Raw genomic sequence first — 13,710 nt, forward strand, 5'->3', positions numbered from 1 at the left:
TGGACCCATGGTCAATCTGACGCGCATCTACACCCGCACCGGCGACCAGGGCACCACGGCCCTCGGCGACATGAGCAGGACCGCCAAGACGGATCTGCGGATCTCGGCCTACGCCGACGCCAACGAGGCCAACGCCGCCATCGGTACGGCCATCGCCCTGGGACAGCTCGACGCGGAGCTCGTGAAGGTCCTCGTCCGGGTGCAGAACGACCTCTTCGACGTGGGCGCGGACCTCTGCACCCCGGTGGTCGAGGACCCCGAGTACCCCCCGCTGCGCGTCGAGCAGTCGTACGTCGACAAGCTGGAGGCCGACTGCGACCTCTTCCTGGAGTCGCTCGACAAGCTGCGCTCCTTCATCCTGCCGGGCGGCACGCCCGGGGCGGCGCTGCTGCACCAGGCGTGCACGGTGGTCCGGCGGGCGGAGCGCTCCACCTGGGCGGCCCTGGAGGTGCACGGCGAGACGATGAACGCCCTGACCGCCACCTACCTCAACCGCCTCTCAGACCTGCTCTTCATCCTTGCTCGTACGGCGAACAAGGAGGTCGGGGACGTGCTCTGGGTCCCGGGCGGGGACCGCTGAGGCCTCTTCCCGCGGGGCCTTCCGCGGGAAGACCGCGTAGCTGAGCGCGATCAGGCCGTGGATGCCCGCCGCCCGCCAGGCGACGAAGATCCAGCCGTAGAGGCCGTCGGTGTTCCCGTCCTCGCCGACGTACAGGGCGGCCAGCAGCAGCAGTCCGGAGGCGACGGCCGCCGCCGTCACCGAGCCGAGCCAGACCCTGCCCTCGTGGCGGGCCCGGGCCATCCCGTACTGCGGGGGCTTCGGGGGCCGCGGCGCACCGCCGAAGCGGTGGGCGGCGTGGCCGTCGAGCCACTTCACGGTGCGGTGGCCGTGGCCGACGGTGTACCCGATGTACAGGGCGGCGAGGCCGTGCTTCCAGCTGGGGTCGGCCCCGTTCTTGAGGTCGATCGCGGTGACGACCAGAAGCAGGACCTCCAGGAGCGGCTCGCAGAGCAGCAGGGCGATACCCGTCCGGGGCATCTTCAGGAGGTAGCGGGCGGCGAGGCCGGCGGCCAGCAGGACCCAGAAGCCGACCTCGCAGACGACGATCAGCGTGACGATCACGGCGGTTCCCCTTTCGGTACCCCCTCAGCGTCCCGCGCGATCCGGCCGTCCTCGTCGTCGCCGGTGACGAAGTCCGCCTACATCCTTCGGCGGAGGCACGGATCGGCCCGGACGAGGAGGCCGGGGCCGGTGCGGACGTGTTGGATGAGTACGTGACGCTCCCCCGCCCGCTCCGCTTCGACCTGCTCATGGGCCTCCTCGGGTTCTCCTGCGGACTCCTCCTGTGGTCCTTCGGGCTCTACACGACGGGCGACCGCCTCCTCGACCAGCGGTGGGCTCCGCTGATCCCGCTCGCCGTGATGGCCGTGATGGAGGCGCTGCGCAGGACGCTGCCGCGGACCGCGCTGGCCGTCGGCACCCTCGCGATCGTCGCCGACCAGATCACCTACGGGAACCTGATCACGATCCTGATGTTCACGGACCTGGTCTACGCGGCCGTCGTCTACGGTCCCCCCGCCACCGCCCGCCGGGTCCCCTACACGACCGGCCTGGTCACGGTGGCGGTCACCGTCGGCTTCCTGGTCTGGTGGCAGGACGCGATCGCGCTGCTCGTCGGGGCACTCACCGGCATGATCTCCTTCATGCCCGCGATGACCGGCGCCGTCGTGCGCAACCACCGGGAGGCGGCCGACGCGGCCCGGTTGCGGGCCGAGCAGACGGCGCTGCTCGCCGAGATGGACCGCGCGCAGGCGGTCGTCACCGAGCGGGCCCGGATGGCGCGCGAGCTGCACGACATGGTGGCGAACCACCTCTCGGCGATCGCGATCCACTCCACGGCCGCGTTGTCGCTCGACGAACCGGCCACCACCCGGCAGGCGCTCACCGTGATCCGCGAGAACAGCGTGGCGGGCCTGTCCGAGATGCGTCGGCTCATCGGCATCCTCCGGGACAGCAGCGGGGACACGGAGCCGGCCGCCGCGCCCACGCTCGCCGGCCTGGACGCGCTCGTCGACCAGGCACGGGCGAACGCCCGGCCGAGCGGTCTCGACCTCGTCCTGGAGGACACCAGGGAGAGCGCGGCGGGGCTTCCGGCGCCGGTGGAGCTGGCCGCGTACCGGATCGTGCAGGAGTCCCTGACGAACGCGCTCAAGCACGCGGCGCCGGGCGAGGTCCTGGTGGTGCTCGCCCGGGAACCCGAGGCCCTCACGGTCGAGGTGACGAGCCGCTACGGGGAGCGTCCCGGCCCGACGGCGCCCGGCTCGGGGGCCGGCCTGGTGGGGATGCGGGAGCGGGTGGAGCTGCTCGGCGGCGCCTTCGAGGCGGGTCCGGTGACGGACCACGACGGTCGCAAGCTGTGGCAGGTCAGGGCGGAACTGCCCATGGACGTGAGGGACGAGGAGCAGGCATGACAGTGCGGGTGGTGGTCGCCGAGGACCAGTCCGCGGTACGGGCGGGCCTGGTGCTCATCCTGGGCAGCGCGCCGGACATCGAGGTCGTCGGGGAGGCTGCGGACGGCGAGCGGGCGGTGGAGCTGGCCCGCGCCCTCCGCCCCGACCTGGTCCTGATGGACGTGCAGATGCCCCGGATGGACGGGGTGACGGCGACCGGGATCGTGGTGTCGGAGGGACTGGCCGACGTGCTGGTGCTGACGACCTTCGACCTCGACGCCTATGTCTTCGGGGCGCTGCGGGCGGGGGCGTCGGGCTTCCTGCTGAAGAACGCGGAGGCGCGGGAGCTGATCGAGGCGGTCCGGACGGTGGCGCGCGGCGAGGGGCTGATCTCCCCGGCGGTGACCCGGCGGCTGATCGCGGAGTTCGCGGCGACGGGCCGTCCGGTCCGGGAGCCGTCGGGGACGGACCCCTCGGTGCTCGACGCCCTGACGCCCCGGGAGCGGGAGGTGCTCTCGACGCTGGGCCAGGGGCTGTCGAACGCGGAGATCGCGGTACGGCTCGACATGGCGGAGGCGACGGTGAAGACGCACGTCAGCAAGGTGCTCGGGAAGCTGGCGCTGCGGAGCAGGGTCCAAGCGGCCGTCCTGGCGCAGGAGTTGGGGGTGTAGCGGACCTCACCGACGTTGGTCTGGACCTCTTGACGGTTGGTCCAGACCTTTCTACGCTCGCGGGGCGCGCGCATCTTCACGGACCACCGGACCACCCCCACCCATGTCCGTCCGCAACTTGAGGAGCACCGTTGAGCACTCAAGCACCGACGCGCAGAACAGGGTTCAGACACCGGGCCGCCGCCGGCCTCACCGCCCTGATCCTGCCCCTGGCCGCCATGGTCGGCCTCGCCACGCCCGCGGAAGCGGCCACCTCGGCCACCGCCACGTACACCAAGACCCAGGACTGGGGCACCGGATTCGGTGCCAGCTGGACCGTCAAGAACACCGGCACCACCACCATCAGCTCCTGGACCGTCGAGTGGGACTACCCCGCCGGTACGTCCGTCACCTCCGCCTGGGACGCCTCCGTCACCAGCTCCGGCAACCACTGGACCGCCAAGAACGTCGGCTGGAACGGGACCCTCGCCCCCGGCGCCTCGGTCTCCTTCGGCTACAACGGCGCGGGCCCCGGCGCCCCCAGCGGCTGCAAGATCAACGGCGCCGCCTGTGACGGCACCAGCCAGCCCGGCGACAACGCCCCCTCCGCCCCCGGCACCCCCGTGGCCTCCGACATCACCGACACCTCGGTGAAACTCACCTGGACCGCGGCCACCGACGACAAGGGCGTCAAGAACTACGACGTCAAGCGGGACGGCACCACCGTCGCGACCGTCACCGGCCTCACGTACACCAACACGGGCCTGACCGCGGGCACCGACTACAGCTACACCGTCGTCGCCCGCGACACCGTCGACCAGACGGGCCCCGCCTCCGGCGCGACCCCGGTCCGCACCACCGGGGGCGGCGGCGGCCAGCCGAACCCCAACGCGGTGAAGATGGGCTACTTCACCAACTGGGGCGTCTACGGGCGCAACTACCACGTGAAGAACATCGTGACCTCGGGCTCCGCGTCCAAGATCACCCACATCAACTACGCGTTCGGCAACGTCCAGGGCGGCAAGTGCACCATCGGTGACGCCTACGCCGACTACGACAAGGCCTACACCGCCGACCAGTCCGTCGACGGCGTCGCCGACACCTGGGACCAGCCGCTGCGCGGCAACTTCAACCAGCTGCGCAAGCTGAAGAAGGCCTACCCGAACATCAAGATCCTCTGGTCCTTCGGCGGCTGGACCTGGTCGGGCGGCTTCGGCCAGGCCGTCCAGAACCCGGCGGCCTTCGCGCAGTCCTGCTACGACCTGGTCGAGGACCCGCGCTGGGCCGACGTCTTCGACGGCATCGACCTGGACTGGGAGTACCCGAACGCCTGCGGTCTCTCCTGCGACACCAGCGGCGCCGCCTCCTTCAAGAACATGATGCAGGCCATGCGGGCCAAGTTCGGCGCCAACTACCTGGTCACCGCGGCCGTCACGGCCGACGCCTCCACCGGCGGCAAGATCGACGCCGCCGACTACGCGGGCGCCGCGCCGTACATGAACTGGTTCAACGTGATGACGTACGACTTCTTCGGCGGCTGGGCGGCGCAGGGTCCGACGGCCCCGCACTCCCCGCTCACCTCGTACGCCGGCATCCCGCAGCAGGGCTTCAACTCCGCCGAGGCGATCGCCAAGTTCAAGGCGAAGGGCGTCCCCGCCAACAAGCTGCTGCTCGGCATCGGCTTCTACGGGCGCGGCTGGACCGGCGTCACCCAGGCCGCCCCCGGCGGCACGGCGACCGGCCCCGCCACGGGCACCTACGAGCCGGGCATCGAGGACTACAAGGTCCTCAAGAACACCTGCCCCGCCAACGGCACCGTCGCGGGCACGGCCTACGCCCACTGCGGCAGCAACTGGTGGAGCTACGACACCCCCGCCACCGTGAACTCGAAGATGAGCTGGGCCAAGAACCAGGGCCTCGGCGGAGCGTTCTTCTGGGAGTTCAGCGGTGACACCAGCAACGGCGAGCTCGTCGGCGCCATCAACACCGGTCTGAACTAAGCCCGACCGGGGACACGAAGAAGCGGGGGCCGGCGCAGCACGCCGACCCCCGCTTCCTCGCTGTCCGGCCACTCAGGCCACATTCACCCTCCCCCAGACTTCGTCCGGGGGGACCCCCATCCAACGGGCAAGGAACTCAAGCCACATTCACCCGTTGTCCGGGGGGTGCGGCCTCCAGCCAGGCCATGAAGCCCGTCCGGGCGTCCTCGCTCATAGCGAGCTCCAGGCGGACGCCCTCGTACATGCAGGGCTGGATCACCATGTCGGAGAGGAGCGCGAGTTCCTCCTCGCCCTCCGGCATCCGGCGCTCCAGGGCCACGATGGACGAGCGCTCCAGGACACGGCGCGGACGGGGCGCGTACGAGAAGACCCGGAACCAGGCGATCTCGTCACCGCTGTAGCGGGCGACACCGTAGGTCCAGCCCTTGCCGCTCGGATCCGGATCGTCCGGGACGTTCCAGTGCAGCGAGCAGTCGAAGGTGCCGCCGGCGCGCTGGATCAGCCTTCGGCGCAAACCGAAGACGAAGAGTCCGATCACCACCAGTGCGACGACCAGGCCGCACACGAGCAGAGCGAGGAACATCTTCACCGACCTCCTCGCTGCGTCCCGTAGCCGACACCGCCGGCAGAACCGAATACGACCTGCATCTGCATCGCCTCAGCCGCGGCACGGTCTGGATGGCTCCAGACCGTGCCGCGGCTGAGGGCACTACTCTGCGCGGACCGTCAGCGGACCGCTACCGCGCGCAGCCGGACGTCGGCGCGCCGCTCGGCGGCCGCGTCGGAGTCCGACTTCGCACGCTCCAGCGCGCGCTCGGCGCGCTGGGCGTCGATCTCGTCCGCCAGCTCGCAGACCTCCGCGAGCAGCGACAGCTTGTCGTCGGCGAACGAGATGAATCCACCGTGGACGGCGGCGACGACGGTCGCGCCCTCGCTGGTACGGATGGTCACCGGGCCCGACTCCAGCACACCGAGCAGCGGCTGGTGGCCGGGCATGACGCCGATGTCGCCGGAGGTGGTACGCGCGATGACCAGGGTGGCCTCGCCGGACCAGACACTCCGGTCCGCGGCGACCAGCTCGACGTGCAGCTCAGCAGCCAAGGGTGGCTCCTCGGGTCACCACCCGGCGGTAGTGCCGGGTGTTGGGGTCAATTCTAAGGGGCGTGGTGAGGGGGGCGGGACCGGAATCCCGCCCCCCTCGGGAGAGCACGGGGCTCAGGAGACGCCGAGCTCCTTGGCGTTGGCCTTGAGGTCCTCGAGGCCACCGCACATGAAGAACGCCTGCTCGGGGAAGTGGTCGTACTCACCGTCGCAGATCGCGTTGAACGCGGCGATCGACTCGTCGAGCGGAACGTCCGAACCGTCCACACCGGTGAACTGCTTCGCCGCGTGGGTGTTCTGGGACAGGAAGCGCTCGACACGGCGGGCGCGGTGGACAACGAGCTTGTCCTCCTCGCTCAGCTCGTCGATACCGAGGATCGCGATGATGTCCTGGAGGTCCTTGTACTTCTGCAGGATTCCCTTGACGCGCGTGGCGGCGTCGTAGTGGTCCTGCGCGATGTAGCGCGGGTCCAGGATCCGGGACGTGGAGTCCAGCGGGTCCACGGCCGGGTAGATGCCCTTCTCGGAGATCGGACGGGAGAGAACCGTCGTCGCGTCGAGGTGGGCGAAGGTGGTCGCCGGCGCCGGGTCGGTGAGGTCGTCGGCGGGGACGTAGATCGCCTGCATGGAGGTGATCGAGTGACCACGGGTCGAGGTGATGCGCTCCTGGAGGAGACCCATCTCGTCGGCCAGGTTCGGCTGGTAACCCACCGCGGAGGGCATACGGCCGAGCAGGGTCGACACCTCGGAACCGGCCTGCGTGAAGCGGAAGATGTTGTCGATGAAGAACAGCACGTCCTGCTTCTGCACATCGCGGAAGTACTCCGCCATGGTCAGACCGGCGAGGGCCACGCGGAGACGGGTGCCCGGGGGCTCGTCCATCTGGCCGAAGACCAGGGCGGTCTTGTCCAGAACGCCGGCCTCCTCCATCTCCACCATGAGGTCGTTGCCCTCACGGGTGCGCTCGCCGACGCCCGCGAAGACCGACACACCGTCGTGCAGCTTGGCCACACGGACGATCATTTCCTGGATCAGAACGGTCTTGCCGACACCGGCACCACCGAACAGACCGATCTTTCCACCCTTGACGTACGGGGTGAGAAGGTCGACGACCTTCAGGCCGGTCTCGAACATCTCGGTCTTGGACTCGAGCTGGTCGAAGGCCGGGGCCTTGCGGTGGATGGTCCAGCGCGGCGCGTCGGCCACGGTGGACTCGTCCGCGTTCAGCACCTGACCCAGCGTGTTGAACACGCGGCCCTTGGTGACGTCGCCGACGGGCACCGTGATGCCGTCGCCGGTGTCGACCACGGGGGCCTGGCGGACCAGACCGTCGGTGGGCTGCATCGAGATGGTGCGGACGACGCCGTCACCGAGGTGCTGGGCGACCTCGAGGGTCAGGGTCTTGGTCCCGCCCTCGACGGCCGGGTCCGGAACCTCGACGTTCAGCGCGTTGTAGATCTCCGGCATCGCGTCGACGGGGAACTCCACGTCGACGACCGGGCCGATGACCCGGGCGACGCGGCCCGTGGCGGCGGCCGTCTCAACAGTGGTCGTCATTACTTGTCACTCCCCGCGGTCGCGTCGGCCAGGGCTGCGGTGCCACCGACGATCTCGCTGATTTCCTGGGTGATTTCGGCCTGGCGGGCCGCGTTGGCAAGTCGGGAGAGGTTGTTGATCAAGTCTCCCGCGTTGTCGGTCGCCGACTTCATCGCGCGTCGCGTGGCGGCGTGCTTGGAAGCAGCCGACTGCAGCAGCGCGTTGTAGATCCGGCTCTCGACGTACCGGGGCAGCAGGGCGTCGAGGACGTCCTCCGCCGACGGCTCGAAGTCGTACAGCGGACGAAGGGTGTCCTTGTCGCCCGCCTCCTTCGCCACCTCGTCGAGGCTGAGGGGCAGCAGCCGGGCCTCGACCGCCGTCTGCGTCATCATCGAGACGAACTCGGTGTAGACGATGTGGAGCTCGTCCACACCACCCTCCGCCGTGTCCTTCTCGATCGCCTCGATCAGCGGAGCCGCGATCGTCTTGGCGTCGCCGTACGACGGCTGGTCCGTGAACCCGGTCCACGAGCCGGCCAGCTTCCGCTCACGGAAGTTGTAGTGCGCGATGCCACGACGGCCGACCACGTAGATCGTGACCTCGCGGCCCTCGCCCTCCAGCTTCGCCGTCAGCCTCTCCGCGGCCTTGATGGCGTTGGAGTTGAAGGCGCCGGCCAGACCGCGGTCGCTCGAGAGGAGCAGGACCGCGGCACGGATCGGGTTCTCCGCCTCGGTGGTCAGCGGGTGCTTATCGTTCGCACCCGTGGCCACCGCCGTGACCGCGCGCGTCAGCTCGGTCGCGTACGGAGTCGACGCCTGCACCTTGCGCTGCGCCTTGACGACACGCGAGGCGGCGATCATCTCCATCGCCTTGGTGATCTTCTTCGTCGCGGTGACGGATTTGATGCGACGCTTGTAGACCCGGAGCTGCGCTCCCATGAGTCAGGTCCCTTCCGTCGTCACTTCGAGACGTTGACGGCGGCAGGAGCGTCCTCGCCCAGCAGCTTGCCGTCAGAGGTCTCGAACTGCTTCTTGAACTCCGCGATGGCGTCGCCCACGGCCTGCAGGGTGTCGTCCGACATCTTGCCGCCCTCACGGATGGAGGTCATGAGACCGGAGTGGCTCTGGCGCAGGTACGCCAGGAGCTCGGCCTCGAAGCGACGGATGTCGACGACCGGGACGTCGTCCATCTTGCCGGTGGTGCCGGCCCAGACGGAGACGACCTGGTTCTCGGTGGGCATCGGCTGGTACTGAGCCTGCTTGAGCAGCTCGACCATGCGCTGTCCACGCTCCAGCTGCGCCTTGGACGCGGCGTCCAGGTCCGAACCGAAGGCGGCGAACGCCTCCAGCTCACGGAACTGGGCCAGGTCCACGCGGAGGCGACCGGAGATCTGCTTCATCGCCTTGTGCTGGGCGGAGCCACCGACACGCGAGACCGAGATACCGACGTTCAGGGCCGGACGCTGGCCGGCGTTGAACAGGTCGGACTCCAGGAAGCACTGGCCGTCGGTGATGGAGATGACGTTGGTCGGGATGAACGCCGACACGTCGTTCGCCTTGGTCTCGACGATCGGAAGACCGGTCATCGAACCGGCACCGAGCTCGTCCGAGAGCTTCGCGCAGCGCTCGAGGAGACGCGAGTGCAGGTAGAAGACGTCACCCGGGTAGGCCTCACGGCCCGGCGGGCGGCGCAGCAGCAGCGACACGGCGCGGTAGGCGTCGGCCTGCTTCGACAGGTCGTCGAAGACGATCAGGACGTGCTTGCCCTGGTACATCCAGTGCTGGCCGATGGCGGAGCCGGTGTACGGCGCCAGGTACTTGAAGCCGGCCGGGTCGGACGCCGGGGCGGCGACGATCGTCGTGTACTCGAGCGCACCGGCCTCTTCCAGGGCGCCGCGCACGGACGCGATGGTCGAGCCCTTCTGGCCGACGGCGACGTAGATGCAGCGGACCTGCTTGTTCACGTCGCCCGAGCGCCAGTTGTCGCGCTGGTTGATGATCGTGTCGACACACAGAGCGGTCTTGCCGGTCTGACGGTCACCGATGATCAGCTGACGCTGACCACGGCCGACCGGCGTCATGGCGTCGACGGCCTTGTAGCCGGTCTCCATCGGCTCGTGCACCGACTTACGGGCCATAACGCCCGGGGCCTGCAGCTCGAGGGCGCGGCGGCCCTCGGTCGCGATCTCGCCGAGACCGTCGATCGGGTTGCCGAGCGGGTCGACGACGCGACCCAGGTATCCCTCACCGACGCCGACGGAGAGGACCTCGCCGGTGCGCTGCACCGACTGCCCCTCCTCGATGCCGCTGAACTCGCCGAGGACGATCGCACCGATCTCGCGCTCTTCGAGGTTCAGCGCGAGACCGAGGGTCCCGTCCTCGAACTTCAGCAGCTCGTTCGCCATGGCCGAGGGAAGACCCTCGACCTTCGCGATACCGTCACCGGCCAGGCTGACCGTGCCGACCTCCTCGCGCGAGGCCGCGTCCGGCTGGTACGACTGGACGAAGTTCTCCAGTGCGTCCCGGATCTCCTCCGGCCGGATCGTGAGCTCCGCCATCTGGGTTCCCTGCTCTCCTTGTTGGGCCCGAAGTTTCTTAAGGGGTCTGGGGGCCGACCCCCAGGAATCTTCTGCAATCTCTGCACGGCCCAACCGGGCCGCTGGTGTAGCTGTGTAGCTGTGATGCCTTGTGCTGCTGGTGACGGTCGTCAGCCGGCCAGTCGACGGGTCGCCTCGTCGAGGCGCTCCGCGATCGAGCCGTTGATGACCTCGTCGCCGACCTGCACCGTGATCCCGCCGAGGACCGAGGGGTCCACGTCCAGGTTCAGGTGCATCTCGCGGCCGTACAGCTTGGCGAGTACGGCTCCGAGGCGCTGCTTCTGCTGGTCCGACAGCGGCACCGCCGAGGTGACGACGGCGACCATCCGGTCCCGGCGCGCCGCGGCGAGCTTGGAGAGGGACTCGAGTCCCGCTTCCAGGCTACGTCCCCGGGGCTGGGTCACCAGACGGACGACCAGACGCTCGGTGGCGACGTTGGCCTTGCCGCCGAGCAGGCTGCGGAGCAGCTGGCCCTTGGCGGTGGCCGTGGCGGCCTTGTCCGTCAGCGCCGAGCGGAGCTCGGGGCTGGAGGACACGATCCGGCCGAAGCGGAACAGCTCGTCCTCGACACCGTCGAGGGCGCCCGCCTTCTGCGCCGCGGTGAGGTCGGCGGTGTTCGCCAGCTCCTCGGCCGCGTCGACCAGGTCGCGCGAACGCGACCAGCGGGAACGCACCATGCCGGACACCAGGTCGACGGTCTCGCCGCCCACCTGACCGTTCAGGAGTCGCTGCGCGAGCTCGGCCTTGGCCTCACCCGACTGCGCGGGGTCGGTCAGGACCCGACGCAGCGACACCTCGCGGTCGAGCAGCGTGGTGACTGCGGCCAGCTCGTCCGCGAGCTTCGTCGCGTCGACCGACGTGTTGTCGGTCAGCGCGTCGAGGGACTCACGGCCGGCGGCCAGTGCCTCACGGCTCGCTCCGTTCATCGGACGGCCTCCGCCTTCTCCTCGAGCTCGTCGAGGAAGCGGTCGATCGTCCGGCTCTGGCGGGCGGTGTCCTCGAGGGACTCGCCGACCAGCTTGCCCGCCAGGTCGGTGGCGAGCTTGCCCACGTCCTGTCGCAGCGAAGCGGAGGCGGCCTTGCGGTCGGCCTCGATCTGCGTGTGGCCGGCCGCGATGATCTCCTCGCGCTGGCGCTGGCCTTCCGCCTTCATCTCCTGGATGATCGCGGTGCCCTGCTCCGTCGCCTCCTGGCGGAGACGCGCGGCCTCGTGGCGGGCCTCGGCGAGCTGGGCCTTGTACTGCTCCAGCACACTCTGAGCCTCGATCTGGGCCGACTCGGCCTTCTCGATGCCGCCCTCGATGGCCTCGCGGCGCTGCTCCAGAACCTTGTTGATGTTCGGGAGGAGCTTCTTGGCGAGGAAGCCGAAGACGATGACGAAGGCGATCAGGCCGATGACGAGCTCGTCGAGATGCGGGATCAGAGGAGGCTGGGGCTCCTCCGCCGCCGCAAGAAGCAGAGCGTTCACATCAGTGCCTTCCGTAAAAAGAATCGGGCAGTCGGTCCGGCTTACTGGTAGACGAAGCCCATGACGATGCCGATGAGGGCGAGCGCCTCACAGAAGGCGAAGCCCATGATCTGGTTGGTACGGATGAGACCGGCGGCCTCGGGCTGACGGGCGAGCGCCTGCGTACCGTTACCGAAGATGATGCCGACGCCGACGCCGGGGCCGATCGCGGCGAGGCCGTAGCCGATGGACGCGACGTTGCCGACGAGGGTGGTCTTGGCGGAGTCGCCGGGGGCGGCGAGGTTGACCAGTTCGAGAGCAGCGGACATGCCGTTACTTCCTTCTCTTTCAATGACCCGGTGGGGGTTGGCCACCGGACGACTGTTGGATTGGGGGTGAAGCCACGATCCGGGACGGATCGGCTCAGTGGTGCTCGGAGAGCGCGCCCTGGATGTAGCTGCAGGCCAGGAGGACGAAGACGTACGCCTGGACGGCCTGGATGAAGAGCTCGAAGGCGGTCATCACGAGGACCATCACGAACGAGGCGCCGGCGTAGACGAAGCCCAGGCCGTTCATGAGGTACCAGGTGGCCAGCGAGAACATCACGATCAGCAGGTGACCGGCGAACATGTTCGCGAACAGTCGCACCGCGTGCGTGAAGGGGCGGATCAGCAGGTTCGAGAAGAACTCGAGGACGACGACCATCGGAAGGATCGCGCCGAGCGACTTGTCGTAGCCGACGATGTTCTTCCAGCCGCCGACGAAGCCGTGCTTCTTGAACGTCAGCGAGATCCACATGACGTAGACGATCAGCGCGAGACCGGCCGGGAAGGCGATCAGCGAGGTGACCGGGAACTGGGCGAGCGGAATGATCGACCAGAGGTTCATGATCCAGACGAAGAAGAACAGCGACACCATGAAGGGGACGTACTTCTCGCCGTCCTTCTTGCCGATGATCTCGTAGACGATGCCGCGGCGCACGAAGTCGTAGCCGGCCTCGCCAACCATCTGCAGCTTGCCGGGGACCAGCTTGGGCTTGCGGAACGCGGCCCAGAAGAACCCGACGACCACGATGGAGCCCAGGAGGGCGAGCAGCATCGGCTTGGTGAACTCGATGCCTCCCACCGTCGCGATGGGCTCGTACATGAACGTGTGCAGGCCCGGCGCCGGGAAGCCACATCCACTGAAGATGTGGCAATCCGGGTCGAAGGCAAGCGTCTGGTCAGCACTCACCGCGGGCTCCTTCAGCGTGGCGCATAGGTACGGCAACCTCGTTGTGTCGGCGCGGCGCGCAGCCGCGGGTCGGCACTGGACTGGTCTTACGGATTAGGGGGCGGCGGTCAGGCATCGAGCCTCGCGCTGGGACAGGCGTCTCGGATGCCCGCGCCCGCAGTGCCGCAGTTGGCACCGGACGATAGCAGGAAGCCGAACGCGGCTTTATCCCGGCCCTACCCTTCACGACTTCGACCCCGTGTTTCCGGGGTCGATGTACGTGATCTTGGCCTTCATGTAGGCACGCGCCTGTGCGGCGACCCACACCACGGTCGCCGCGAGCAGCGTGAAGGCGAAGGCCTTGAAGTTGAACAGCGTGGTGTCCTTGAGCAGCGCCAGGAAGATGAAGAGCAGCAGCAACTGGGCCGTGTAGAGCATGAGCCCCATGGCCTGGAACAGATGCGGCAGCGACTTCGCCGTCCGCTGCAGGACGACCTGCCCGATCCCCATGAAGAAGAGCACGACCAGGGTGCCGACGACGGCGCCGAGCGCGCCCTTGCCACCGGCGACCACAGCGCTGACGACCGTGGCGATCGCGCCGACGGCAGCGGTGGGGATGACGGTGTGCAGAAGGATGCGTGCGTCGTTGGACGGCATGGCGGTGTCTCCGCTTGCTGAAGGGGGCGATGGTGTCGTCAAGGACGAGCGTAAGCCCGG

Annotated in this window: 15 protein-coding genes; 4 read left to right on the plus strand and 11 right to left on the minus strand. The window is 68.9% G+C overall.

Features of this window, described 5'->3' with window-relative positions; all coding sequences use genetic code 11:
* Positions 1 to 7 precede the first annotated feature (7 nt).
* Positions 8 to 580 carry a cob(I)yrinic acid a,c-diamide adenosyltransferase gene (locus tag ACY0MR_RS12195; RefSeq protein WP_388793521.1) on the plus strand — a complete coding sequence of 191 codons (573 nt, stop codon included), beginning with the start codon at positions 8 to 10 and terminating at the stop codon, positions 578 to 580.
* On the opposite strand, the gene ACY0MR_RS12200 is transcribed toward ACY0MR_RS12195, so the two are convergent.
* On the minus strand, positions 500 to 1,123 hold the full coding sequence (locus ACY0MR_RS12200; protein WP_388793519.1) for a hypothetical protein: 624 nt from the start codon (positions 1,121 to 1,123) through the stop codon (positions 500 to 502). The genes ACY0MR_RS12195 and ACY0MR_RS12200 overlap by 81 nt on opposite strands.
* Positions 1,124 to 1,275: 152 nt before the next feature.
* On the opposite strand from ACY0MR_RS12200, the gene ACY0MR_RS12205 reads away from it, so the two are divergent.
* The 3 genes from ACY0MR_RS12205 to ACY0MR_RS12215 all read left to right on the plus strand — a co-directional run bounded on the left by ACY0MR_RS12205 (position 1,276) and on the right by ACY0MR_RS12215 (position 5,101).
* A complete protein-coding gene (locus ACY0MR_RS12205; protein WP_404085444.1) occupies positions 1,276 to 2,472 on the plus strand; it encodes a sensor histidine kinase in 1,197 nt (398 codons plus the stop codon).
* Positions 2,469 to 3,122, plus strand: a complete 654-nt coding sequence (locus tag ACY0MR_RS12210; protein WP_388793515.1) for a response regulator — start codon at positions 2,469 to 2,471, stop codon at positions 3,120 to 3,122. The genes ACY0MR_RS12205 and ACY0MR_RS12210 overlap by 4 nt, the downstream gene beginning before the upstream one ends.
* Positions 3,123 to 3,253: 131 nt before the next feature.
* Positions 3,254 to 5,101: a glycosyl hydrolase family 18 protein gene (locus tag ACY0MR_RS12215; RefSeq protein WP_398472839.1), complete on the plus strand. Its 1,848-nt coding sequence runs from the start codon at positions 3,254 to 3,256 to the stop codon at positions 5,099 to 5,101.
* A 136-nt stretch (positions 5,102 to 5,237) separates the two neighbouring features.
* Here ACY0MR_RS12215 and ACY0MR_RS12220 read toward each other — a convergent pair whose 3' ends face one another.
* The 10 genes from ACY0MR_RS12220 to ACY0MR_RS12265 all read right to left on the minus strand — a co-directional run bounded on the left by ACY0MR_RS12220 (position 5,238) and on the right by ACY0MR_RS12265 (position 13,650).
* Positions 5,238 to 5,684 (minus strand): DUF2550 domain-containing protein, encoded by a 447-nt coding sequence (locus tag ACY0MR_RS12220; protein ID WP_361851636.1) that lies wholly within the window; start codon positions 5,682 to 5,684, stop codon positions 5,238 to 5,240.
* A 143-nt stretch (positions 5,685 to 5,827) separates the two neighbouring features.
* Positions 5,828 to 6,202 carry a F0F1 ATP synthase subunit epsilon gene (locus ACY0MR_RS12225; protein ID WP_053648591.1) on the minus strand — a complete coding sequence of 125 codons (375 nt, stop codon included), beginning with the start codon at positions 6,200 to 6,202 and terminating at the stop codon, positions 5,828 to 5,830.
* A 114-nt stretch (positions 6,203 to 6,316) separates the two neighbouring features.
* Positions 6,317 to 7,759: a F0F1 ATP synthase subunit beta gene (gene atpD, locus ACY0MR_RS12230; protein ID WP_361851632.1), complete on the minus strand. Its 1,443-nt coding sequence runs from the start codon at positions 7,757 to 7,759 to the stop codon at positions 6,317 to 6,319.
* Positions 7,759 to 8,676 (minus strand): F0F1 ATP synthase subunit gamma, encoded by a 918-nt coding sequence (locus ACY0MR_RS12235; RefSeq protein WP_361851629.1) that lies wholly within the window; start codon positions 8,674 to 8,676, stop codon positions 7,759 to 7,761. Before ACY0MR_RS12235 ends, atpD begins: the two co-directional genes overlap by 1 nt.
* A 20-nt stretch (positions 8,677 to 8,696) precedes the next feature.
* Positions 8,697 to 10,295, minus strand: a complete 1,599-nt coding sequence (gene atpA / locus ACY0MR_RS12240) for a F0F1 ATP synthase subunit alpha (RefSeq protein WP_361851627.1) — start codon at positions 10,293 to 10,295, stop codon at positions 8,697 to 8,699.
* Between the two features lie 149 nt (positions 10,296 to 10,444).
* Positions 10,445 to 11,260, minus strand: coding sequence for a F0F1 ATP synthase subunit delta (locus ACY0MR_RS12245; protein ID WP_388793509.1), 816 nt, complete (start codon positions 11,258 to 11,260; stop codon positions 10,445 to 10,447).
* Positions 11,257 to 11,802: a F0F1 ATP synthase subunit B gene (locus ACY0MR_RS12250; protein ID WP_073808580.1), complete on the minus strand. Its 546-nt coding sequence runs from the start codon at positions 11,800 to 11,802 to the stop codon at positions 11,257 to 11,259. Before ACY0MR_RS12250 ends, ACY0MR_RS12245 begins: the two co-directional genes overlap by 4 nt.
* 41 nt (positions 11,803 to 11,843) lie before the next feature.
* Positions 11,844 to 12,110, minus strand: coding sequence for an ATP synthase F0 subunit C (gene atpE, locus ACY0MR_RS12255; protein ID WP_055599282.1), 267 nt, complete (start codon positions 12,108 to 12,110; stop codon positions 11,844 to 11,846).
* A gap of 94 nt (positions 12,111 to 12,204) precedes the next feature.
* Entirely contained in the window at positions 12,205 to 13,014 is an 810-nt protein-coding gene (atpB, locus tag ACY0MR_RS12260; protein WP_355957606.1) for a F0F1 ATP synthase subunit A, read from the minus strand.
* Between the two features lie 222 nt (positions 13,015 to 13,236).
* On the minus strand, positions 13,237 to 13,650 hold the full coding sequence (locus tag ACY0MR_RS12265) for a hypothetical protein (protein WP_388793506.1): 414 nt from the start codon (positions 13,648 to 13,650) through the stop codon (positions 13,237 to 13,239).
* Positions 13,651 to 13,710: the final 60 nt, after the last annotated feature.

This window comes from Streptomyces sp. JN8, from assembly GCF_055808075.1.

Coding starts and splice junctions, on each gene's coding strand:
- atpE (WP_055599282.1), bottom strand. CDS start 12,110: ATGTCCGCTGCTCTCGAACTGGTCAACCTCGCCGCCCCCGGCGACTCC.
- ACY0MR_RS12235 (WP_361851629.1), bottom strand. CDS start 8,676: ATGGGAGCGCAGCTCCGGGTCTACAAGCGTCGCATCAAATCCGTCACC.
- ACY0MR_RS12265 (WP_388793506.1), bottom strand. CDS start 13,650: ATGCCGTCCAACGACGCACGCATCCTTCTGCACACCGTCATCCCCACC.
- ACY0MR_RS12210 (WP_388793515.1), top strand. CDS start 2,469: ATGACAGTGCGGGTGGTGGTCGCCGAGGACCAGTCCGCGGTACGGGCG.
- ACY0MR_RS12195 (WP_388793521.1), top strand. CDS start 8: ATGGTCAATCTGACGCGCATCTACACCCGCACCGGCGACCAGGGCACC.
- ACY0MR_RS12220 (WP_361851636.1), bottom strand. CDS start 5,684: ATGTTCCTCGCTCTGCTCGTGTGCGGCCTGGTCGTCGCACTGGTGGTG.
- atpD (WP_361851632.1), bottom strand. CDS start 7,759: ATGACGACCACTGTTGAGACGGCCGCCGCCACGGGCCGCGTCGCCCGG.
- atpA (WP_361851627.1), bottom strand. CDS start 10,295: ATGGCGGAGCTCACGATCCGGCCGGAGGAGATCCGGGACGCACTGGAG.
- ACY0MR_RS12245 (WP_388793509.1), bottom strand. CDS start 11,260: ATGAACGGAGCGAGCCGTGAGGCACTGGCCGCCGGCCGTGAGTCCCTC.